Consider the following 23,396-nt stretch of genomic DNA (forward strand, 5'->3'; position numbering starts at 1 on the left):
GAATAGGCTTCTTACTGTATTTCAGGACTAAGCAATAATAATAATTATCAAAAATACTCCACTACTGTATAAATTCCAAGTGTTTTAGTCAAGTATAAAATTCATCAATTACAAATAGTTGTAGGAAGTTTGAAAGAATAATCATTCTGTGTTTTACAGACAAAACTTACTATAAAATTACACTAATTTTAAAAGAGAAAGTCTTCTCATTTTTAGTTTAGAAAGTTCAAAATTTTTATAGATGGGTAGTGATAGATTTAATAAATTCATCTCTATAGGTGCCAAGAACAACTTGTTCTACCCTATTCATTCTATTGCGCATATCGTGAGCCACATTGATAGATTCTGGCATTTTCTCTTTCTCATCTGCCTTTCTAATAAATAGTGGTTTATCACTTAAGTGATCTACAACAAAATTAAATGTTCTACGTAAATCTTGAAAAGTAAAAGTGATATTACACTGCTCCTCTATTTTTTTTCGGAATTTTGAAATATTAACAATATGTCCTGTTTTAGACTTCACAGATGGGAACACCCATTCTTCCCTAATTTTCATTTTACGTTTTTTCATTAAATGCCAAAGGAAATCACCCATATAAATTTTATAGCGCTCATTATTATAAGTATTTATAAAAGAGAGGCTACCTTCGTCCAAGTCTAGATCTTCCCAACGTAAACATTCACACTCATTTCTAAAGAGCCCTGTTAAAACAAGTGTTAATAAAAAGTCCTTATTTGTTTCATTTTCTTGGCCCCGACCTTGATATTCAATAATTGCATGGACCCATTTTGTTAAATTTTCTCTATCAATATAATTATTTCGAGGTGGAACCGCTTGCCAAAGTTGTTTCGAATTTAAAAAAGTAACTGGGTTCATCATAGGTATGACTATTTCTTTATTTTTATCTTGATAATATTTAACCGAAAAACAATAAACAGCTCTCAATACCCGCATAGATAAATTAGCTTTTGCATAGCTACTTCTAGATAACTGGACATACTTATCTTCAATCATCTGTTCAGTAATATGAATTAGTTTAAGTTCCCCCCAGTCTACTAAGTATTTTTCTATGACTTCTTTATAGTCAACTAATGTCCTTTCTTTTAGTTTATGGTGATTTATATAGGTCTGGAAAGCTTCATTTAAGTCGGGCTGATAATTTTTCTTATCTAAATTATTTTTTAATATTTTATTATTTTTGATAATTGAAGGATTAGTATCAGATAAATCTTTTAATTTTTGCTCGGCAAGTATACGTGCTTCTTCGAGAGTAATGCTTTCGTAGTCTCCTAATTTACAACGTATTGATCTACCTTTTACTTTCTTCTCTACAATATAGGTTTTATAGGAATTATTTACACGAATAGCAAAGCCAATAATCTCACTGTCGCGATAAATTGCTGGAATGAGTTTAAGTTGATCGATAAATGGCTTAGTTAGCTTTACTCGTGAAGTGCTCATAAGCTAGAATCCCTATCGCTTGTGATAATTAACAATATAGCAAAATATTTTTCAGGTCTACTGCGCCTACTTTTGAAAAATACTTGTGTTTAATAAAAAAATTGATTAGTATTGCAGGCACTGAAAAGCCTTGAGATTAAAAGCTTTTCTTACTTATAGGGCCTATAGCTCAGTTGGTTAGAGCAGCGGACTCATAATCCGTTGGTCCACAGTTCAAGTCTGTGTGGGCCCACCAAATACAAACCCCAAAAACCTATAGTTTTTGGGGTTCTTTAATTTTACGCATCTTAAATTACTGCTGAATATCACTACATTATTCAAAAACTGATCACTTAAACTTTAAAAGATCTTTACCTATTTCCATATTTTTAAACATTCCTTTTAGTATTTATGATTGTTATAAATTATTGAGTTAATTATTTGATATATTCTTAAGCCAGATTCTGTTTAGGAATTGATTTCGAGTTTTCCATTTGAATATCCCAAAACTTTTCCCATAAATCACAATATTCAAGACATAAGTTTTCTAAATGAACATAGTCTTCTTCTGTACAAGCTTGCATCAAAATAAACCATAAATCTTCTTCATGATCATCATCTGCTGCCTCAGCAGTTTCATCTTCGGATACACCATGAACATGGTAATACCCACCACCCTCAACCTCTATACCGACAGCACTGGTCGCTCTTCGCAAAGGCGGACTATATAAAATAACTTCTTCTTCGGCTACTGCTAGTAAAGCGGAAACAGCTTTATAGTCGTTGTAAGAGTTTTCTAAAAACTCTCTTACTTGATGTGCAATGCTGGTTGGTTTATAACTTAGGCGCTCTTCCTCAGTTACTCCAAAATCATTCAATACATCTTCGAATAATGGATAATGAGCATATTCAGGGTTTCCCTGATAGTAACCATCTCGGTCAGCTCCGGGTCTAAATCCAAACTCATCAAATATATTCAGACTTAAAAGAAAACGTGGGAACATTTTTGCCCCTGCGTGCAATCTAGGCTCTAACTGCTTTGTTTGATACTGAGCCATTAATAAAGCATCTGTGAATGTTTGTACGATTGCATGGCGATATTCCAAATGAATACGCTTTAAATTTTCTTTATTAATCTCTCCGTTATTTAAAGTTTCAATTGCAGGATGATGAGATACCGGATGCTTCGCAATCTTCGCTCTTAATTGAGTTAAAAAGTTAAGATTTTTATCCCAAAGTTCAGCTGAAATGCTTTGTTTCATCCCTGCGAGTGCCTTTTTCCTAGGATTATTAAAGTTCTCAAATTTTTTAGGCATAATCCACGCTCGTTAAACTTATTAAAGTTCTTTGGTTTTCCATATTTTATTTTAAAAACAAAGAGTTATACCAAAAATAAAACTCCTTTTATCAAAAATCCATATTAGAATTAAAATCATACGAAATCAAATAGAATATTTAAAAAAAGTTAAAAATAATGCTTATTATTTTTATAATATTAACTTGAATCAAATTATGTTTTTGATTATGATCAATTTGATTAAAAATTTAAAATCTATGTAAAGTAATAATTAGTTTTAACTATATGGAACAGTAATGTCAAAAAAAGAAGATATTATAAATACTGCTTTAGATCTTTTTAACCAAATCGGTTATAACGCTACAGGCGTAGATAAAATTATTGCTGAATCAAACGTCGCGAAGATGACTTTCTATAAATACTTTCCTTCCAAAGAAAGTTTAATCATGGAGTGTCTACATCATCGAAATATTAATATACAAAATTCAATTTATGAAAAATTAAATCTACATCCAGATGCTGAGCCACTTGAAAAAATACATCTTATTTTTAACTGGTATATTGACTGGATTAATAGCGAAAACTTTAATGGTTGCTTGTTTAAGAAGGCATTTATTGAAGTATCTAAACAATACACCTCAATTCGTGAACCATTTCAAGAATATACAAATTGGCTTATCAATTTACTCAATAGTTTATTAGTAGAGTTAGATATTAAAGACCCTACTCCGCTTACTCATATCATCATCTCGATTATTGATGGGATTATTATTGATGGAACCATTGATAAAGAATTGATTGATCCTGTAAAAAAATGGATATATATCGAGTATTTAATTAAAACAGAGAATTCATAGTATTTTTAATATATAAAAGATTACTTTAAATTGATTTATTATATATTTTTCTATTGGGGAGTTAAAATATAATATTAATAAATATAAATTTTATTAAATATTTCAATTTAAAAATTAAAATAAATAAAGTTTAACTTGTTGATAATTTTCTACCTTTTTAGACCAACTCATATTAGAATTCCGCAACCTTATTGTCTCCCATGTCTCTATGAAAAAGTTTTTAGGCAATTCTATCTTCAAAGCAGTTGGTTGGACCTATGATGTAGATCCTACAATTCTTGAGAAAAAACAAGTTATTATTGGGTTCGAGCATACTTCTAACCTAGATGCGATCTTATCAATCGCTATGTTTCAAATATTAGATTTAAAGATTCATACGCTAATTAAAAAAGAGCTTTTTAAAGGGCCAATGAAACCCATACTTGAGAAACTAGGTGGCATTCCTGTAGACCGCAAAGCAAGCAAAGATATTGTGTCTCAAATGGTCGAAAAATTTCAAAGTAATGATACCTTCAATCTAGTCATTGCCCCCGAAGCAACTCGTGCAAAAGATGGATCTGAGCGTAAGCCCATTCGTACAGGTTTCTGGCATATTGCAAAAGCTGCGAATGTTCCAATTGTACTGATGTATGCAAATGCAAGAACAAAGAAAGGCGGTATTTTAGGTAAGATTTACCCTTCTGATTTGCAAAAAGATCTTGAAACGATTAAAGAACTTTACGCGCAATATGATATTGATGTGAAGATTAACTAATTTTTTCTGTAACAACTTTAGGGACTATTTTTTTACTTAAATTTAGGGCCTCTAAGCTTACTTAATTGGTTAACAAAACATAGGACAACAGTTTTCAAGAAAACCATGCCTATGATAATATTCTGGCACTTTTGCATTTTTTAATTTTTGGAGTTCACTTCCATGGCGGGTCATTCTAAATGGGCCAATATTAAGCATCGTAAAGCTAAACAAGATGCAAGTCGCGGTAAAGTTTTTACTAAATATATTCGTGAAATTGTGACTGCTGCCAGACTTGGTGGTGGAGATGCTGCTAGCAACCCTCGCCTTCGTGCTGTTGTCGAAAAAGCACTTTCTGTCAACATGACACGTGACACCATTAACCGTGCAATCCAACGCGGTGTTGGTGGTGAAGACAATGACGATTTAAAAGAAGTAACTTACGAAGGTTATGGTGTTGGTGGTGTTGCTGTCCTTATTGAAACAATGACAGATAATCTTAACCGTACAGTTCCAGATGTACGTCACTGCTTTAGTAAAACCAATGGTAACTTAGGAACTGCGGGTTCTGTATCTTACCTATTTACTAAACGTGGCGAAATTACTTTTGAAGATGTGTCTTTAGAAGACAAAATCATGGAAGTTGCTTTGGAAGCAGGTGCAGAAGATATTGAAGTTTCAGAAGATGAAATTTTAGTTATCACCTCACCAGAAACTTTTGGTGAAGTTCAAGATGCTCTTGCTGCTGCAGGTTTAAAATCTGATAACGCAGAAGTTGTGATGAGTCCATCAACAAAAGCTGAAATTACAGATATTGACCAAGCAAAACAAATTCTTAAAATGATCGATATGTTTGAAGATCTTGATGATGTTCAAAACGTTTATACAAACGTTGAATTCTCAGATGAAGTTTTAGCTCAATTAGATGCTTAAACCAAACATTGAAATTAAAAAAACGCACCGATTGGTGCGTTTTTTTATAGCTTATTTAATAAGTTATAACAGTTAAACACATTGTACTCTTTAATGACAAAACTCGAATGTAGAGCAACCACATTGTCAATTTTACCAATACGTCTTAATAAAATTTCGCTGTAGTCATCCATATTACGTGCCACTAATTCAAGAATAAAATCGGCACTTTGGCCCGTCACTAAAAATGCATTTGTAACTTCAGGAATCGCTTCAATTTCAGAAAGAAATTTATCGAAGGTCTCACTATCATGTTTACTTAAAGAGACTTGTAGCAAAATATGCAAGGTAAAACCCAATTTGCTAAAGTTAATTTCTCTTTTAAGCTGCCCCATAACATTGGCTTCAATCAAATGCTTAATACGGCGATGAACAGAGCTAACTGAAAGATTAATCCGTTCTGAGAGCTCATTCAAATTCAGGTCTTCATGAGACAAAATTTCCAGAATTTGTTTATCAAAACGGTCTAACTCCATTCTTTTCTCCAATGAGCTCTTTTTAGGTTAACAGTATATCCTAAAGCTAAGTCTACTTTAAAAAATCAAACCCAATTAAAAAAAGAATTAAGCTTTACTTCAATATCTTGACTCAACACTGTGCCTGTTAACTGTGCAGTGGTATGACGTTTATAGCGCATTTGCAATCGTTCATCGCCTTATATCTCTTCAACATTTCTCTTAATGCATCAACGAAAGACTATCTTATTTCCAAAATTTCAGAGTTTATTTAATAGAATCAATAACTTTTTATAATTTTAAAAAGTTGGCACTGTTTTTGTTATGCACATACGGGAAAACTTTATCCGATGTGGGGAATGCTTGTGAAAAAAATCAAAACTTTAGTTCTTGCGATGAGTACTGTCAGCCTAACAGGTGTAGTTATGCCTGCTCATGCTGCTACTGATGCAGAAGTTAATGCTTTACGTGATGAAGTAAAGGAGTTGAAACAACTCGTCCAGAAACTATCTGATCAACAAAAAACAGTTTTATCTGTTAGTGCTCCAGCAATAACTCCCGTAGCACCAGCTACTCCTCCTGTATCAAAACCAGGGTGGATGGCAATGACGGATGGGCAAACCCAAGTTAAGCTTTATGGTAGTGTCCGTGCAGATGCAACCTATGATTTTAAAGGTTCAAATGGTAGCATTTCAAATGGTGCCAACTATCCATTAAATAAAGATGATCCGAAACAAGATTCACTAAATGTATCTGCTGCAACTTCAAGAATTGGTCTGGATATTACTCGACCTACCCAATACGGAGATTTAACCGGTAAAATTGAAGCCGATTTCATGGGTGGAAATGGCGATAATGGTAATGGTACCTTCCGCGTTCGCCATGCTTATATGTCTTTAGGAAAATGGTTAGCCGGTCAAACGACTTCACCTTTTGTAAATACAGATACATCACCAGAAACAGTAGATTTTAATGGTGCTATTGGTACAGGAACAACACGTACTGTACAAGTCCGTTATACTCAGCCTATTGATGCACAACAAAAAATATTAGTTGCCTTAGAAGGCGGCGATGTTGAAAAAGCTGGTAACGCTGCTGGTGGAAGCCGCTTTCCTGCTTTAACAGCACGATATGATTTTAAAACTACAGATAATAAAGGCCTATTACAGTTACATGGTCTTGCTCATGAAAACCGTGTAGCTCCCAAAGATAGCACTTCTGAAGAAAAATTTGGTTGGGGTGTCGGCATAGGTGGTAAATATGATTTAACACCTCAAGATAGCTTGGTTGCTAATTACTATCATGTTAAAGGAGATGGCCGCTATTTACTTTATAGCAACTCAGCTTATGCCTATGACACAACAACTCAGGATATTAATTTAGCTGAATTTGATAGTGCAGTTATCGGCTATCAACGTAAATGGAGCCCTATCCTCCGGTCTACTTTTGCAATAGGCGGTATTCAATATAAAGATGATAGCATCTATGCAAATAGCAATTTAACCAGCACCAGCTATAACAAAGAAATTTATAATGCACTGGTTAACCTAATTTGGAACCCTGTTAAGAACATTGACTTAGGTGCAGAATATACTTATGGCCAGCGCAAAACATTTGCAGATGATAAAGGCGATTACTCCCGCATAAATTTATTAGCAAAATATAGTTTCTAAAATTTGGATGTAAAAAAAGAGCCTTTCAAAAGGCTCTTTTTTTATTAATGGTATTAGTGCATGGCTTGAATTTTCTGCAAGAAAAGTTTAGCGCGCTCATGACGAGCCTCTAAATTATCAAAAAATTCATTGGTTGGACAATCTTCAAGAATTTTTCCTTCATCCATGAAAATTAAGCGGTTAGATACGCGTTTAGCAAAACCCATTTCATGGGTCACACACATCATGGTCATACCTTCATGAGCAAGTTGCACCATAACTTCAAGAACTTCACCTACCATTTCAGGGTCGAGAGCCGAAGTAGGCTCATCAAACAACATACAGACTGGGTCCATCGATAATCCGCGAGCAATTGCTACACGTTGCTGCTGCCCACCAGAAAGTTGACCTGGGAATTTATCTTTATGAGCAAGTAACCCAACGCGTTCTAAATACTTAAGCCCCTTTTCACGCGCTTCAGCAACTGAACGTTTTAACACCTTCACTTGAGCAATGGTTAAATTTTCCAAAACAGTCATGTGCGGAAAAAGTTCAAAATGCTGGAACACCATTCCTACCCGAGAACGGAACTTTGCAAGATCCGTTTTTGGATCTTTCAGAGAAACTCCATCAACAATAATATCGCCTTGCTGAAATGGTTCTAAAGCATTTACAGTTTTAATAAGCGTTGATTTTCCTGAACCAGATGGCCCACAAACAACAACGACATCACCTTTTTCAATACTCGTCGTGCAATCTGTTAAAACCTGAAAATCACCATACCATTTAGAGATATGTTGGATGTCTATCATTGGCATTTAAAATCTCCAATTAGCGAATGATGGCAATTTTTTTCTGTAAACGTTTGACTAATTGCGATAGCACAAACGAGCTACAGAAATACACCACAGCGACGATTAAGTAGAATGTTGCTTTCGTTTCAGGACCATAGGTATTAGCCAACGTATCTGCACGACCTAAGAAGTCTGGTGCACTAATGACATAAACTAATGACACGTCTTGAAAGAGAATAATAGTTTGAGTGAGTAATACTGGGAGCATATTACGGAAGGCTTGTGGTAAAACCACATAACGCATAGATTGCCCATAGGTAAACCCTAAAGCGTAGCCTGCATTGACCTGACCTTTTGAAATAGACTGAATACCGGAACGTACAATTTCCGAGAAAAATGCAGCTTCAAAAATAGCAAAAGTCACTACACTCGAAAATAATGGCCCCCAATAAGTATCAGATTGAAACTCAAATATTTTCGGCAACAAAAAATAGAAAATAAAGATGACCTGAATTAATGGGATACCACGAAACAGATCGACATAAAATTTCGCAAAGTTACTTGCAATGGTGCTGTTAGATAAACGCATCATTGCTAATGGAGTTCCAATCAGGATCCCCCCCATCATCGCAAGCACCGTTACTGTAAGCGTGAAGATAAAACCTTCTTTTAATGCAGCAATAACATCAGGGTTATGTAATAGAGAAAAATCCATATTTATTTTCCTCCCGAACCTAAACCTGGTACAGCCATGCGTTTTTCAATCCATGCCATCACAAATTTAATCGTGTAGGTAATGATTAAATAAACCGGAGTAGACAGAATAAGAATGATAATGTCCTGAGAAGTTTCTTCTCGCATGGTTTTGGTATAAGCAAAGAAGTTCAAAACGCTTAGTGCATATAGAACTGCCGAGTTCTTGAAGACGTTCATTGCTTCTGAAGTAATGGTTGGCCATACCGTACGGTATGCAACTGGTAAAATCACATAACGATAACTTTGCGCTGTTGTAAAACCCATTGCAGAAGCTGCAAATTTTTGTCCTCGAGAAACAGTGTTAATCCCCGCTCTTACATGCTCAGAAACACGTGCTGCGGTATATAGACCCAAAGCAAAAACACCAATAACAGCAGGATGATGATTTAAAATATTTTTCCACCAACCACCTGCTACGACATCTCCACTTCCGGCACTTAAACTATCTGGTAAGAACTCTGGGAATACAAAAGCCCAGAAGAATAACTGTACAATTAAAGGAATATTACGGAATATTTCGACATAACAGTTGCCGATAAAAGCAAGCGGTTTATTGGGTAAAGTACGAATTACCCCAAGGAGAGAACCTAATAAAAATGCGATAAGAAAGGCTACAACGGCAGTCCATACCATAGTAAAGACACCAGAACCTAACATTTGTAACCATGTGGGCGCCTCAGAATAGGCATTGTAGCTAGAGCTACCAATGACTTTACAAACTGATTCTGCCCATGCGGCTTTATCGACACCATATTCATTAGACTCCGCACAGAATATAGTCCAGTTTAGCGAGCCGACTGACATGTTTGCCCCTTAAATGAATATCTTAGAAAATAGACCACTTGTGCAAATGAAGTTTTACACTTGCACAAGTAAATTTAGGACAAAAGGATCTGGTTAGATTCCTGCATCTGTTGGGTGAGCTTTAAGTTTTTTGTAAGATGAACTTGGTTGCATGTTCAAATTAGTATTTTTTGGTGGGATTGGTGATAAGAACCATTTCTTATATAAAGCGTCCATTTGACCAGTTTTCCATAAATTATTTACGGTACGGTCAGCAATTGCTTTAAATTTTGGATCATCTTTTGCAATCATGATGCCATAAGGTTCTGATGAAAGTACTGGCCCTACAATTGCGAATGCTTTTGGTGTAGATGACTTGGCAATTAGACCAGCTAAGATATTGTCATCCATTACAAATGCTGCAGCACGGCCAGATGCCATCATGGCAAATGAGTCAGAATGATCTTTACCATAAATGTTTTGTACATTAAGTGACTGACCTTTTTCATTCATTTTAATGTACTTGTCTGATGTTGTACCTTGAGTCGTTACAACTGCTTTACCATTTAAATCAGCTAGACTCTTAATACCAGAGTTTGCTTTAACAGCCATACGCACTTCTGTTGCATAGTAGTTCGTTGAAAAACCAACTTGCTGCTGACGCTGTTTAGAGTTTGTAGTGGTACCACATTCCATATCAATATTGCCGGCTAAAAGCTCAGGAATACGTGTTGATGAAGTTACTGCCTTGTATTCAACTTTTAAACCAGGCATTTTCAATTCTTTTTTAATATCATTTGCGAACTGGTTACAAATGTCGACTGCATAACCTACTGGTTTACCTCCAACAACGTATGAAATTGGGTCGGATGATTCTCGGTGACCAATAACGATTTTTCCAGTACTTTTAATTTTAGCTAATGTATCTGCTGCCTGAATTTGAGAAGTAGCACCAACCGTACAAAGCATAACTGTTGAAACAATGAGAGAGGTTGCAGAACGTTTCATAAGAACTCCTTGATGATCATTCTCTCTATTTGTCTAAAGAATCATTCTTATAGAGAAATAGAGCGATTTATTATTAAATTGCAATTATCGAGCCAACTTTTCCAAGCAGGACTCCATCCATTTGCTTCACTTATTATTCATCTGTTTCGCAGAATTAATACCTTTAAAACTGCTCACATGTTTCTACTTTAATCTAAGTTTTAATCTTCTGTCTATTATTAAGCTCATCTATTTACACTTAAATGTGGCAATTATTGATTACAATGTAAACACATGCACAATAAAGTGGCTTAAATTTTTCTAAAAACTGTTTTTAGAAAAAGATTACTATTTTGATAAAAAGAAAAATTAAACTTATTAAACAGTTAGACCGAAGCAGATTATTTTTCTAAAAAAGAAGATAAAGCATCAAAATAATATTTATAAATGTTTTAATAAAATCCATTTATAAAATTGATAGTAATATTTTTACAATTAAAATGTTTTTGGGAATATGAGAAAAAAGGCCCGATTTATTTCGAGCCTTTTTATAAAACCTATAGATTAAATGCCTCGCCAATCAACTCGCGCATTTCTTTCAGTTTGATAAATTCTTAAAACATATTGTCCAAGCGGCAAATCAAGTAAACTTTTTTGATAATTTCTCCACTCTGGCGACACCTCTTCATCCTCTTCGGGTTCCCATGGTGTACCTTTTATTTCTAATAAAGGTGCAAGCATAGAACAAACCGAAATATCAGCGAGACTCAAGCGTTCGCCAACCATATAACGTGCTTGGTTTTCAATGAGGTACTGATTCAACTCACTGATGAGTTCATCCATACGTTTTTTTGACTGGCTCACCACTTCCCCTTCAAGCTTATAGTTCTTCTTTACTAAAGTCTTGAGGAAAGGTTTTGATATTTTTTCAAACTGGCGCAAGTAACCCTGTTCACCCATCATAATCTCTAGAGCATGGTCGCCGTGGGCTAAAGTATGGGCAAGTGCCCAACGACGTACATGTACACCCAGTTCATCTGCCAAACTATCAATCTTAAGTGTTTGCTGTCTAAGTTGCTCATCTCGGCGTAAAAGTGCATGTTCTGGATAGGTATCATCCAGATAAAGCGCAATTTTAGTTGATTCAGCAATCCAGCGATGGTCATCTTTCAAAATTGGCAATAAATTTTGCCCTGTTTTGAGTTGTGCAAAAGCACGATGAAAGCCAGGAATCAAATTATGTGCAACGTAATCAAGTTCTTTATGGTCTAACAACCAGCGAGCTTTTTCACAATAATGAGATAAAGGAAACTGATACAAAACCCGCATAAAATCTCCACGTTTATTTTTATTTGACTATTCGTACAAAAATCGTCTTCGGTAAATAGATACTTTAGAAGCTATTTTTAATGAAAACAATGGATATTGTGCTCATTTTTCACTGACAGTTAGGTCTATATTTTTTATATCTTTTTTTACCGTACTTATAGCTCTTTTTCATATTAAAACTACTTTAGTAATTCATTTTGCAAACAAAAAGCATAATTATTTGATTTTTAATACATTTCTATATCTATATTTATCTATTAAAAATCAAAAAAAGTGCTTTGCATTTTTATTCATAAGCTGAGCATAAGTCCTCGTTTAGTGGAAAAATATTTCTTTTGTAAGGTAATGACAGCAATACAAGGTGTCATTATGTCTAATTCTCTATCTAAAACGACGGGATACGTCCAAGTCATTCAAAATGATCAACAAGCGATTAATGCCGCTTATCAAGTGGCTGATTTTGCTTTAGAGGGTCGTAATACACGTGATCAACAACGCTTATTGCCGCATGAGCAAATCGAAAGCTTTAGCCAAAAAGGTTTAGGCGGAATTCGCATCACAAAAAAATACGGCGGTGCATTTGTTTCCAATAAAACTTTGGCTCAAGTTTTCCGTATTTTAAGTAAAGGCGATGCCAATGTTGGTCAAATTCCACAAAATCAGATTAGCCTGTTAAACCTCATCGAAATCTTGGGTACAGAACAACAAAAACAATTTATCTTTTCAGAAATATTAGCAGGCAAACGTCTTGCTAACGGCGGTCCAGAGCGTAATACACATGACTCAAAAACACTAAAAACAACGCTTACCATTGAAAACGGTAAATACATTTTAAACGGTGAAAAATTTTATTCGACTGGAACAAGTTTTGCGCATTGGCTCGCAATTAAAGCGGTTCATCCCGAAGGTCATGTTGTTTTAGTCATTGTTAACCGGGAGGCTCAAGGTATTGAAGTCATTAATGACTGGAATGGTTTTGGGCAACGTACGACAGCGAGCGGCACAGTTAAATTAAATCATGTTGAAGTTAATCCTGAGCTTATTTTTGATGAACGTTTATTAACACAGGTTCCTACTTATCGCGGTGCTTATTCACAGCTATTACAAGTAGCGATTGATGTCGGTATTGCAGAAGCTGCTTTTGAAGATACTTTATCGACTATTCATAAAGCACGTCCAATTATTGATGCAAACGTTGAAAAAGCCAGCTTTGAACATTACACCCTGCAAGAGGTAGGTAAGTTAAATATTTTGCTCGATGCTGCAATTTTACTGCTTGATGACGCTGCTGAATATTTAGATGAACTTGACCAACTTGAAACTGTGACTGATGAACAAGTAGCTAAAGCTTCAATTTTGGTTGCTGAAGCAAAAGTCTATGCCAATGATGCTGCCCTACAAATCTCTGAAAAACTACTAGAGCTAGGTGGTAGTCGTTCAAGCTTAAGCCAACATAATTTAGATCAACATTGGCGAAATGCCCGTGTACATACCTTACACGACCCTGTTCGCTGGAAATTACATGCCATTGGCAATTATTACCTTAATGGTCATTTCCCTGCCCGCCATGCCTGGATTTAAGGAGCAATTGTCATGACTTCATATCAATCGGTTCAAACTAAACAAACATCGGCATCTGGCCAAGCGCACATTATTCAAAATGATGCTGAAGCATTAGAAATTGCCAAACAATTTGCTGAGCAATTTAAAAAAACCGCAGTTGAGCGAGACGCTAAACGAATTTTACCGTATACCGAAATTGATGCTTTGAGCCAATCTGGTCTTTGGGCAATTACAGTGCCAAAGCAATATGGCGGTGCTGAAGTTTCAAGTCATACTGTTGCTAAAGTGATTGCACTTTTAAGCGGTGCAGATGGTTCAATCGGACAAATTCCACAAAATCATTTCTATGCTTTAGAAGTATTGCGCAATACGGGCACAGAAGCTCAAAAACAACGTTTATACGGCGAAGTTTTAAATGGCACTCGCTTTGGTAATGCACTTGCTGAGTTTAAAACCAAAACTTCAACTCATAAACAAACCAATATTCGCCCTCACGAAAATGGATATCTCATTCAAGGTGAAAAGTTTTACTGCACAGGAAGTTTATTTGCTCACCGTATTCCAACCTTAGTTTTAGATGATGCAGGCCGAGAATATTTAGCCTTTGTAAAAAGTGGTTCACAAGGATTAAAACTTGTTGATGACTGGTCTGGCTTTGGGCAGAAAACCACAGGTAGCGGTACAGTTAAATTTGATCAGGTTTTTGTAGATGCAGATGATGTTATTCCTTTTGATACTGCATTTTTACAACCAACCTTAGTGGGCCCTTTTGCCCAAATTATGCATGCATCAATTGAAGTAGGCATTGCACGTGCAGCCTTTGAAGAAAGCTTGCAAAGAGTGCATCAGGCCCGCCCATGGATTGATTCAAATGTAGAAACAGCAAACCAAGATCCTTTAACAATTTATGAATTAGGACGCATTGCTGTAGATGTACGGGCAAGTGAAGTGTTATTAAAACAAGCAGCTCAATCAATTGATGCCGCAAAAATTGAAACCACACCTGAAAGCATTGCAAAAGCTTCAATTGATGTGGCCAAAGTGCGTGCTCATAGTACTGATATCGCACTCAAAGCATCGTCTAAGCTGATTGAACTTGCAGGAAGCCGTGGTAGTCAGTCACAAGATGGTCTAGACCGTTTCTGGCGCAATGCGCGTGTACATACGTTACATGATGCCGCACGATGGAAATATTACTTTATTGGGAACTATGTTCTTAACGGTGTTCTACCACCTCGTCGGGGGACATTGTAATGGCAGATTTCAAAGCAAAAGAAATTTTATTAAACGCCTTTGACATGAACTGTGTTGGTCATATCAATCATGGCTTATGGACACATCCACGTGATGAATCACACCGCTTTAATGAACTGAGCTATTGGACAGAACAAGCCAAAATCTTAGAAAGTGGTTTATTTGATGGTTTGTTTATTGCGGACATTACAGGTGTCTATGACGTCTATCAAAATGGTATTGATTTAACTTTAAAAGAGTCCATTCAGCTTCCGAGCCATGATCCATCTACACTTATTTCAGCTATGGCAGCAGTCACTCAAAACTTAAGTTTTGGAGTCACTGTAAATTTGAGCTATGAGCATCCTTATCAATTTGCCCGCCGCTTTGCGAGTCTCGACCATTTAACTCAAGGTCGTATTGGCTGGAATATTGTGACAGGTTATCTAGACAGTGCCGAACGCTTAGTTGGTCAAAAAGGTTTAAAAGACCACGATGCTCGCTATGAACAAGCCGAAGAGTTTTTAGAGCTCTGCTATAAATATTGGGAAGGTTCATGGGAAAACGACGCAGTTAAAAAAGATAAAGTACAGCGTGTTTTTACAGATCCATCTAAAGTTCACACCATTCACCATCACGGAAAATATTACCAAAGTGAAGGGGTATTTCAGGTATCTCCTTCTGTGCAACGCACCCCAACACTATTTCAAGCAGGTGCTTCACCAAAAGGCATGCAGTTTGCGACTCGTCATGCTGAGTGTGTATTTATTGGCGGTGACAAACCCGAAAAAATACGCGAACAAGTGAAAAAGATTCGTGATCTTGCAGAACAACAAGGCCGTTCAGCGGATGACATTAAAGTCTTTGTCGGTATAACCGTTGTTGTTGCCGAAACACATGATCTGGCCGTACAAAAACTTAATGAATATCGTCAATATGCAAGTCCTGAAGCAGGCCTCGCACATTATGCGAGTTCAACAGGCATTGACTTAAGTAAATTTGCTGACGATGAAGCAATTCCTTACCAAAAAAGTAATAGCATTGTTTCGATTACCGAAAAATTTAAAGAACAGCAAATCACAAAAAATGACTTAAAAGCTCAACATGTTTTAGGTGGCCGTTATCCCCTTATCGTGGGTAGTGGCGAAGAAGTTGCTGAATACTTAATTCATCTTTTAGATGAGACTGATATTGATGGCTTTAATTTGACACGTACAGTTGCGCCTGAGTCTCACCACGACTTTATTCGCTTGGTTATTCCTGAACTACAGCAACGTGGTCGCTATAAAACTGCATATAAAACGGGTTCACTACGGAACAAAATTTTTAATCGGGGTGATCAATTACCAGAACAACACCCTGTTCAAGCGTTCCGATGTAGTCCCTATAACAACAGCAAAAACCTAACAAAAATTGAAGAAATAACCGCTTAAATTTGGAGATAGACATGGCTCAAACAGCCTCTAAAAAATGGCTAGGCGTAGGCTTAGTCGTTGTAGTCCTTTTTGTTGCTTTATTCTTATGGAATAAACATCGTCAAAGTGGCTCAAATGAACTTGTGATTGGCATTAGTCCACCATTTGCAAAACCTTTACAAGCTGCTGCCGATGAAGCAAAGAAACAAGGTTTAAATGTGAAACTGGTTGAGTTTTCTGACTGGAACACACCAAACATTACCTTAAATCATGGGGATATTGATGCCAACTTTTTCCAGCATCAACCTTTCTTAGACAATGCAATTAAAGAAACTGGCTTTAAATTAAAAGCATTTGCAGTAGGGGCAGCATCACATGTGGGACTTTATTCAAAGAAATATAAAAGCCTTGATGAATTGCCACAAAACGCACGTGTAGTCATCCCAAATGATCCAGTGAATCAAGGTCGTGCCCTACTCCTTTTACAGCAAGCTAAATTAATTACGCTTAAAGATTCCAACAACCATTTATCTGCACTTAAAGATGTTGTTTCAAACCCTAAAAACTTGCAATTCATCGAGGTTGAAGGACCACAAACTGCTCGTGCAATTGATGATGTTGACTTGGCTTTTGGCTATCCACATTACTTACGCTTAGCAAAAACAGCTGACCCTAATAGTGCACTTTTACTTGATGACAATACCAATAAACGCTATGCCATTTTGTTTGTAGTACGTGACGACTATCAGGACAAGGGCGACAAATTAAAGAAATTTGTTGAGATCTATCAAAACTCGCCAAAAGTTAAAGCTGTGTTAGATGCTGAGATTGGGCCAAAACTTTGGTTCCCTGGCTGGAAGTAATAGCGGAAAGATTATGGCGATTCAGTTCAAACAGCATAAGCCTTGGTTACTCGGAATTACGATTGTTATCGTAGTTCTGGGCCTCGTCGGTTACCGTTATATTAAAAATAAACAAGCCGATGATGTTTTAACGATTGGCATTAGTCCACCGTATGCTGAATTATTACAAAGCGTTGCCAATGAAGTAGAAAAGCAAGGCGTTCATGTCAAGCTTGTTGAATTTTCTGACTGGCGAGCACCAAATGTTGCCGTACAAAACAGCGATATTGATGCAAACTTTTTCCAGCAAAGCGTATTTCTACGTAATGCTGTAAAAGAAACGGGTTATGACTTACATGCATTTGCCGTGGGCTCAGGAAGTCATGTGGGTTTATATTCAAAAAAATATAAATCACTTAAAGACTTACCTTCAAATGCACGTGTTGCTATTCCAAACGATCCCGTCAATTTAGCTCGCGCTTTAATTTTATTGCACCGTGCAGGTTTAATTCAGCTTAAAGACATTAATAATGAACTTTCAACGACTCAAGACATTATTGCTAATCCTAAACAGCTAAGCTTTGTTGAGGTTGAAGGCCCTCAAACCGCGCATGCATATAACGATGTCGATTTAATTTTCGGCTTTCCTCACTACTTAAAAATGGCAAAGGTAACCGACCCACATAGCGCATTATTTTTAGATCCAATCGATAAAAAATATGCAATTTTGTTTGTGACCCGTCGCGATTACCAAGATAAAAACCAAAAACTTGCAACCTTTGTTAAAGCATTCCAGAACTCAAAACAAGCACAAGATATTCTGGATAAAGACTTTGGCCAAGGTATGTGGTTTCAAGGCTGGAAATAAGGAGAATGACCATGGTGAGTTTTGGATCACAAGTTGATTTTTCTCTACCCCATATCAAAATTCGTGGTTTAAATAAGTTTTACCAATCGCAGAGTCAAAAGCTGCATGCTTTAAAAGAGATTAACCTTGATATTCCTCAAGGTAAGATTTTAGGCATTATTGGTAAAAGTGGTGCAGGAAAATCTTCCCTACTCCGCACTTTAAATGGCTTAGAACAAGTGAATAGCGGCAGTATTCATATTCATCAACAAAACATTGCTGAATTGAGTCATGCCGAGCTTATTCAAACACGCCAACGTATTGGAATGATTTTCCAACACTTCAATTTGATGTCTGCAAAAACGGTCTGGGAAAATGTGGCATTGCCCTTAAAAGTTTCCAATTACAACAAAGCAGATATCGATCAACGTGTAAATGAAGTTCTAGCACTCGTAGGTCTTGCAGATAAGTCTGGTCATTATCCATCACAACTTTCGGGCGGACAAAAGCAACGTGTCGGTATCGCACGTGCACTTGTCTATCATCCTGAAATTTTACTTTGTGATGAAGCCACCTCAGCACTTGACCCAGAAAGTACCGCTACTATTTTGGCTTTACTTAAAAAGATTAATCAGGAACTTGGCCTAACGATTGTACTCATCACTCACGAAATGCAAGTCATTCGAGAAATTTGTGATCAAGTGGTAGTGATTGATCAAGGTGAAATTGTAGAGGCTGGACAAGTCTGGTCTGTATTTTCACGACCAGAGCAACAAATTACTCAAGAATTGTTGAACCTTGAGCAGATCACTCTGCCTTTTAAAATCAGCCCTCTACCCGATGAAAATTCAACTCATATTATTGTAAAACTGAAATATGAGGCTGAAGCCCATCAAGTACCCGATATACAAGAGCTACTTGCTAGATTTAAAGCACCCGTCAATTTATATCAAAGTCAGGTCGATACCATTCAAGGGCATATTATTGGCTCACTTTTAGTCGGTATTCCAAACGTAGAAATTGATCTTTCATCTATACGACAAGATGCATCAACTGCAATTGCACAATTTGAGGTACTTGGCTATGCACGACCAGCTCATTGATTTATTAATTACTGGAACCGTAGATACCTTACTCATGGTAGGTGCATCTGCATTTATTGCTTTTTTAATTGGCTTACCTATTGCTGTTGTTTTAGTCAGTACTTCTGAGCACGGCATTCACCCATCGCAAAAGATTAATCAGGCTTTAGGTTGGGTCATTAATATTACTCGTTCTGTGCCCTTTCTAATTTTAATGGTTGCACTTATTCCGCTGACTCGCTGGATTGTAGGTACAAGTTATGGTGTGTGGGCAGCCGTTGTTCCCTTAACGATTGCGGCAATTCCCTTCTTTGCTCGTATTGCAGAAGTCAGCTTACGCGAAGTCGATCAAGGTTTAATTGAAGCTGCACAAGCCATGGGTTGTAACCGCAAACAAATTATTTGGCATGTGCTTTTACCAGAGGCTTTGCCGGGTATTGTGGCAGGCTTTACCGTGACTATTGTGACTATGATTAACTCCTCTGCGATTGCTGGTGCTATTGGTGCAGGTGGCCTAGGAGACATTGCTTATCGTTATGGTTATCAACGTTTTGATATGCAAATTATGTTGGCTGTAATTTTTGTGCTCATTGTTTTAGTCATGTTAGTACAAGCAACTGGCGATGCATTAGCCCAGCAACTTGATAAACGTAAAGTTTAAAAGCAATACAACCCCGCTCTAGCCATGACTTTGTCATGGCTTTCATGTAAAATCAGCGACAATTTTTAATTTACACATTTGTGAGTGGTTTTCATGGGTTTTAATTGCGGTATTGTTGGTCTGCCAAACGTAGGGAAATCTACCCTTTTCAATGCATTAACGAAAGCAGCGATTGCAGCGGAAAACTTCCCTTTCTGTACCATTGAACCAAACACAGGTATTGTTCCTGTACCAGATCCACGTTTAGACAAACTTGCTGCGATTGTTAAACCACAGCGTATTTTGCCAACTACAATGGAATTTGTGGACATTGCAGGTCTTGTTGCTGGTGCATCAAAAGGTGAAGGCTTAGGTAACCAATTCCTTGCTAACATCCGTGAAACTGATGCAATCGCTCATGTTGTACGTTGTTTCGAAGACGAAAACGTAATTCACGTAAATGGTAAAATTGATCCATTAGACGACATCGCAACGATTAATACTGAACTTGCGCTTGCCGATCTTGAAACTGTTGCTAAAGCAATTTTACGCTTAACTAAAGTTGCTAAAGGCGGTGACAAAGAAGCTGTAGCAACTAAAGCAGTTTTAGAAAAAATCCAACCTTTACTTGACGAAGGTAAACCAGCTCGTGCAGCTGATTTGTCTGATGACGAACGTAAATTAGTTCGTGGTTTTGGTTTAATGACTTTAAAACCAACCATGTATATTGCAAACGTTGCAGAAGATGGTTTTGAAAACAACCCACACTTAGACGCAGTTAAAAAACTTGCGGCTGAAGAAAACGCGATTGTTGTTCCTCTTTGCAACCAGATTGAAGCTGAAATTTCATTATTAGAAGATGAAGATCGTGCTGAGTTCTTAGAAGCAATGGGTATGGAAGAACCAGGCTTAAATGTGGTTATTCGTGCAGGTTATGCACTTTTAGGTTTACAGACTTATTTCACTGCTGGTGTACAAGAAGTACGTGCATGGACAGTAAAAGTTGGTGCAACTGCTCCTCAAGCGGCTGGTGTGATTCATACTGACTTCGAAAAAGGCTTTATCCGTGCTGAAGTTGTTGCATATGACGACTTCGTACAATACAACGGTGAAAACGGCGCTAAAGAAGCTGGTAAATGGCGTTTAGAAGGCAAAACTTACGTTGTTCAAGACGGCGATGTAATGCACTTCCGTTTTAACGTATAAGTTAAAGTTTAAGAAAGAAAAAGCCCCATCATATTGGGGCTTTTTTTATTGTTAATGACTTAAATCCATCGCCTCTCGTTTACTGCGCGCCTCTTGTAAAATACGCGCATGCAAAGGCTTTCTAAAACCTAGCATAAATATAAATTCTGCCAATACAAATAATGGCCCTATGGCAAGTCCAATCACATCATCAACAAAAGCTGGTTTTTTCTTTTCGAAATAATGCCCAACAAACTGAAAGACCCAACCCACCACAAAGAAACCAATACTTGCCGCTAACCATTGTCCTAAGGATAATTGAGCAATTTGGCTCGCCAGTGGATACACAGCGGCTAAAAGAATCAGCATAATTACGCCAAAAACTTTATCTAAAATGAAATAATAGATCGTATTAACTGCAATCAACACTACAGCTAAAGTCAGTTTAAAACTGCCAATATCGACTCCAGCTCTCGCAGTTAAACATAAAATTGAAAACACGATGAGCGGAATACCGATAAAATGCGTCAAAATATTTTTATGATTTAAGTGGTAAGCTGCATATTTGCTAAGCTGTTGCTCCAGATTTGACATGAGTTGTTCCCTATTCATCTATCTATAGTCATACTGTACAAATAAGGAAAACTTAAAGTTGTCAGCTATTTGACAAAGTAATGATTTTTTTCATGGATGGGCTGATATTGGATCTTATTTATATTAATCGATTAAGAGAAAACACGTGGTTTAGTTTGCTTCCAGAAGCATTCCAAAACTTTATTCTAGAGCATGGTAAGCAAAGAACCTTTGAAAAAAACAATTATGTGTTCCGTGCCCAAGATGTGTTTGATGGTATTTATACTGTGCTTGAAGGCTCAATTAGCTTAGGTTATGTCGACGTAAATGGTAACGAAGCTCTTTCTGCAATTGCTGAGCCAATTATGTGGTTTGGTGAAATATCCCTGATTGATCATGAACCACGTTCGCACGATGCGATTGCTTTGAAAAAAAGTACCGTTCTGCATATTCCTGCCAAACCATTAAATGAATTACTCAAAGACAATCCATATTACTGGTATTACTTTGCTCGTTTAACCAGCCAAAAACTCAGGTACGTTTTTTTAGAACAGATTGCTATCCAAACACGCAGTATTTCTCAAAGGCTTGCTCAACGTCTTCTATTCATTTTAGAAGGATATGGAAATCATATTCTTATTCAAGATCATCACATCCATATTTCTCAAGAACAATTGGCAAATATGCTGACCACATCCAGACAGACCATTAACCACGAATTAAACTTGTTAGAAAAACAAAATATTATTAAAATTGCCTTTAGAAAAATTGAAATTTTAGATATCGAAAAATTAAGTTTAATTGCAAAATCTAATACTTAAAGGCGCTATATAATAAAAACTTAAAATTAAATTAAAAAATCAGATAACACTGCAAAATAAAACATTGTTCAAACTCTATTTCACAAAATAAGTATTCCAAAACAGAATTTTTCATTTTACACTCAGACTGAGCAATAATACTCAAAAACTCAACAAGGCGCTGATTAACATGAAAAAATTATCAACAATTCTTACAGCTGGCGTATTGGCAATGTTAAGTGTTTCGGCATTTGCATGTCCAAAAGGAACTCAACTCCAAGGAGGAACTGGACCACATCATAAAGGCGGTAAATGTGTTGCTGTAAGCGGCAAACCTACTGCTCAAAAAGCAAAAAAAGAAGCTGAAAAAACAAAACAAGATGTTAAAAAAGATATGAATGAGCAGAAACATGCTGCAATGACTAGCGCAACTCATGCTAAACAAGAAGCAAATCAAGCTACTCACCAAATGAAACAAGATGCTGTAAAAACTGCGAACACTGCTAAAACTGCGACAAAACCATAATTAATATTGATTAATTTATGAGTTAAAAAAGCGGGATTCAAAATCTCGCTTTTTTATATGCAGTGACTCTATTTTGGAGATGTATTTCCTAAATTTGGATTTGCAATTGCATCCTTACACTGCTGTTTATCACGCTCGTAATCAACCTGTTTTTGAGCAACAGAATTTGAATTTTCGACAGTTTCTCTTGCCCATACATCTAAACTTGTTAAGGCTTTGCGGCAAAGTGCATATTTTCCTTCAGTTACCGAATCTGTCATTTTTACATTAATACGCCAATCTGTACTGAGCTGACGTAAGGGTTTACGAACCTTATCATTTATCTGACTAAGCTGTTTCCCATAGACTAAAGGATCAACCGTGTTAATTAATGTCCATGCCTTATTTGCATAGACCGTTGCATCATTGGTTAATTTCGGCGCTGGTTTAATTTCAACTTTTTTATCCGTGCTCTGATTCCCATTATCACAGCCTTGCAATATAAATACGCTCGCACTCAGGATGGCGATATAAACTAAACGAGTCTTTGACTTGAACATATCAAACTGCCGAATTAAACATTTCGGCACTATGCTATTAAATTCGGCTACAATACTCAATCTTTCAAGTTTTTATAATTGTTTTCCTGCCAAGG

Annotated in this window: 24 protein-coding genes and 1 tRNA gene; 15 read left to right on the forward strand and 10 right to left on the reverse strand. The window is 36.6% G+C overall.

The window, feature by feature from the left end:
- Positions 1–235: 235 nt before the first annotated feature.
- Positions 236–1,462, reverse strand: a complete 1,227-nt coding sequence (locus AC1PJ9_RS15880) for a tyrosine-type recombinase/integrase (RefSeq protein ID WP_311087788.1) — start codon at positions 1,460–1,462, stop codon at positions 236–238.
- Between the two features lie 158 nt (positions 1,463–1,620).
- Here AC1PJ9_RS15880 and AC1PJ9_RS15885 point away from each other — a divergent pair.
- A tRNA-Ile gene (locus tag AC1PJ9_RS15885) sits at positions 1,621–1,697 on the forward strand.
- Positions 1,698–1,893: 196 nt separating this feature from the next.
- Here the strand turns inward: AC1PJ9_RS15885 and AC1PJ9_RS15890 are convergent.
- Positions 1,894–2,757 carry a hypothetical protein gene (locus AC1PJ9_RS15890; protein ID WP_311087789.1) on the reverse strand — a complete coding sequence of 288 codons (864 nt, stop codon included), beginning with the start codon at positions 2,755–2,757 and terminating at the stop codon, positions 1,894–1,896.
- A gap of 277 nt (positions 2,758–3,034) precedes the next feature.
- Between AC1PJ9_RS15890 and AC1PJ9_RS15895 the strand changes: the two genes are divergently transcribed.
- The 3 genes from AC1PJ9_RS15895 to AC1PJ9_RS15905 all read left to right on the forward strand — a co-directional run bounded on the left by AC1PJ9_RS15895 (position 3,035) and on the right by AC1PJ9_RS15905 (position 5,261).
- A complete protein-coding gene (locus tag AC1PJ9_RS15895) occupies positions 3,035–3,595 on the forward strand; it encodes a TetR/AcrR family transcriptional regulator (protein WP_311087790.1) in 561 nt (186 codons plus the stop codon).
- A gap of 208 nt (positions 3,596–3,803) precedes the next feature.
- Complete coding sequence (locus AC1PJ9_RS15900) at positions 3,804–4,349, forward strand: 1-acyl-sn-glycerol-3-phosphate acyltransferase (protein WP_311087791.1); 546 nt, start codon at positions 3,804–3,806, stop codon at positions 4,347–4,349.
- A gap of 162 nt (positions 4,350–4,511) precedes the next feature.
- On the forward strand, positions 4,512–5,261 hold the full coding sequence (locus tag AC1PJ9_RS15905) for a YebC/PmpR family DNA-binding transcriptional regulator (protein WP_263613538.1): 750 nt from the start codon (positions 4,512–4,514) through the stop codon (positions 5,259–5,261).
- A gap of 44 nt (positions 5,262–5,305) precedes the next feature.
- Here the strand turns inward: AC1PJ9_RS15905 and AC1PJ9_RS15910 are convergent, their stop codons facing one another.
- Positions 5,306–5,776, reverse strand: coding sequence for an Lrp/AsnC family transcriptional regulator (locus AC1PJ9_RS15910; protein WP_311071427.1), 471 nt, complete (start codon positions 5,774–5,776; stop codon positions 5,306–5,308).
- Between the two features lie 344 nt (positions 5,777–6,120).
- On the opposite strand from AC1PJ9_RS15910, the gene AC1PJ9_RS15915 reads away from it, so the two are divergent.
- Positions 6,121–7,428 carry a DcaP family trimeric outer membrane transporter gene (locus tag AC1PJ9_RS15915; RefSeq protein ID WP_311087792.1) on the forward strand — a complete coding sequence of 436 codons (1,308 nt, stop codon included), beginning with the start codon at positions 6,121–6,123 and terminating at the stop codon, positions 7,426–7,428.
- Positions 7,429–7,481: 53 nt separating this feature from the next.
- Here AC1PJ9_RS15915 and AC1PJ9_RS15920 read toward each other — a convergent pair whose 3' ends face one another.
- The 5 genes from AC1PJ9_RS15920 to AC1PJ9_RS15940 form a co-directional block, all read right to left on the reverse strand.
- Positions 7,482–8,225 carry an amino acid ABC transporter ATP-binding protein gene (locus AC1PJ9_RS15920; RefSeq protein WP_002049786.1) on the reverse strand — a complete coding sequence of 248 codons (744 nt, stop codon included), beginning with the start codon at positions 8,223–8,225 and terminating at the stop codon, positions 7,482–7,484.
- A 13-nt stretch (positions 8,226–8,238) separates the two neighbouring features.
- The gene (locus tag AC1PJ9_RS15925; RefSeq protein ID WP_002049960.1) at positions 8,239–8,916 is read right to left on the reverse strand and encodes an amino acid ABC transporter permease; all 678 of its coding nucleotides are present in this window, start codon (positions 8,914–8,916) and stop codon (positions 8,239–8,241) included.
- 2 nt (positions 8,917–8,918) lie between these two features.
- Positions 8,919–9,761 (reverse strand): amino acid ABC transporter permease, encoded by an 843-nt coding sequence (locus tag AC1PJ9_RS15930; RefSeq protein ID WP_004709206.1) that lies wholly within the window; start codon positions 9,759–9,761, stop codon positions 8,919–8,921.
- Between the two features lie 93 nt (positions 9,762–9,854).
- The gene (locus AC1PJ9_RS15935; protein ID WP_002049815.1) at positions 9,855–10,748 is read right to left on the reverse strand and encodes an amino acid ABC transporter substrate-binding protein; all 894 of its coding nucleotides are present in this window, start codon (positions 10,746–10,748) and stop codon (positions 9,855–9,857) included.
- A 543-nt stretch (positions 10,749–11,291) separates the two neighbouring features.
- Positions 11,292–12,056: a glutathione S-transferase family protein gene (locus AC1PJ9_RS15940; protein WP_311071435.1), complete on the reverse strand. Its 765-nt coding sequence runs from the start codon at positions 12,054–12,056 to the stop codon at positions 11,292–11,294.
- A gap of 345 nt (positions 12,057–12,401) precedes the next feature.
- Between AC1PJ9_RS15940 and AC1PJ9_RS15945 the strand changes: the two genes are divergently transcribed.
- The 8 genes from AC1PJ9_RS15945 (at position 12,402) to ychF (ending at position 20,884) form a co-directional block, all read left to right on the forward strand.
- Complete coding sequence (locus AC1PJ9_RS15945) at positions 12,402–13,637, forward strand: SfnB family sulfur acquisition oxidoreductase (protein WP_311071437.1); 1,236 nt, start codon at positions 12,402–12,404, stop codon at positions 13,635–13,637.
- 12 nt (positions 13,638–13,649) lie between these two features.
- Positions 13,650–14,873: an SfnB family sulfur acquisition oxidoreductase gene (locus AC1PJ9_RS15950; protein WP_065184751.1), complete on the forward strand. Its 1,224-nt coding sequence runs from the start codon at positions 13,650–13,652 to the stop codon at positions 14,871–14,873.
- On the forward strand, positions 14,873–16,285 hold the full coding sequence (locus tag AC1PJ9_RS15955) for an LLM class flavin-dependent oxidoreductase (protein ID WP_263613534.1): 1,413 nt from the start codon (positions 14,873–14,875) through the stop codon (positions 16,283–16,285). The genes AC1PJ9_RS15950 and AC1PJ9_RS15955 overlap by 1 nt, the downstream gene beginning before the upstream one ends.
- A gap of 14 nt (positions 16,286–16,299) precedes the next feature.
- A complete protein-coding gene (locus AC1PJ9_RS15960) occupies positions 16,300–17,130 on the forward strand; it encodes a MetQ/NlpA family ABC transporter substrate-binding protein (protein ID WP_077164057.1) in 831 nt (276 codons plus the stop codon).
- 13 nt (positions 17,131–17,143) lie between these two features.
- Positions 17,144–17,977, forward strand: coding sequence for a MetQ/NlpA family ABC transporter substrate-binding protein (locus AC1PJ9_RS15965; RefSeq protein WP_311087793.1), 834 nt, complete (start codon positions 17,144–17,146; stop codon positions 17,975–17,977).
- A 5-nt stretch (positions 17,978–17,982) separates the two neighbouring features.
- Positions 17,983–19,059 carry a methionine ABC transporter ATP-binding protein gene (locus AC1PJ9_RS15970; RefSeq protein ID WP_311087794.1) on the forward strand — a complete coding sequence of 359 codons (1,077 nt, stop codon included), beginning with the start codon at positions 17,983–17,985 and terminating at the stop codon, positions 19,057–19,059.
- A complete protein-coding gene (locus tag AC1PJ9_RS15975; protein WP_004792864.1) occupies positions 19,040–19,699 on the forward strand; it encodes a methionine ABC transporter permease in 660 nt (219 codons plus the stop codon). Before AC1PJ9_RS15970 ends, AC1PJ9_RS15975 begins: the two co-directional genes overlap by 20 nt.
- Positions 19,700–19,792: 93 nt before the next feature.
- Entirely contained in the window at positions 19,793–20,884 is a 1,092-nt protein-coding gene (gene ychF / locus AC1PJ9_RS15980; RefSeq protein ID WP_004642544.1) for a redox-regulated ATPase YchF, read from the forward strand.
- A gap of 51 nt (positions 20,885–20,935) precedes the next feature.
- Here the strand turns inward: ychF and AC1PJ9_RS15985 are convergent, their stop codons facing one another.
- Positions 20,936–21,457 carry an Mpo1 family 2-hydroxy fatty acid dioxygenase gene (locus AC1PJ9_RS15985; protein ID WP_311087795.1) on the reverse strand — a complete coding sequence of 174 codons (522 nt, stop codon included), beginning with the start codon at positions 21,455–21,457 and terminating at the stop codon, positions 20,936–20,938.
- 92 nt (positions 21,458–21,549) lie between these two features.
- Between AC1PJ9_RS15985 and AC1PJ9_RS15990 the strand changes: the two genes are divergently transcribed.
- The gene (locus AC1PJ9_RS15990) at positions 21,550–22,257 is read left to right on the forward strand and encodes a Crp/Fnr family transcriptional regulator (RefSeq protein WP_311087796.1); all 708 of its coding nucleotides are present in this window, start codon (positions 21,550–21,552) and stop codon (positions 22,255–22,257) included.
- A gap of 169 nt (positions 22,258–22,426) precedes the next feature.
- On the forward strand, positions 22,427–22,762 hold the full coding sequence (locus AC1PJ9_RS15995) for a hypothetical protein (protein ID WP_263613529.1): 336 nt from the start codon (positions 22,427–22,429) through the stop codon (positions 22,760–22,762).
- A gap of 68 nt (positions 22,763–22,830) precedes the next feature.
- Here the strand turns inward: AC1PJ9_RS15995 and AC1PJ9_RS16000 are convergent, their stop codons facing one another.
- Positions 22,831–23,301 (reverse strand): hypothetical protein, encoded by a 471-nt coding sequence (locus tag AC1PJ9_RS16000; RefSeq protein WP_311087797.1) that lies wholly within the window; start codon positions 23,299–23,301, stop codon positions 22,831–22,833.
- Positions 23,302–23,396: the final 95 nt, after the last annotated feature.

The organism is Acinetobacter sp. 70_2 (assembly GCF_056736115.1).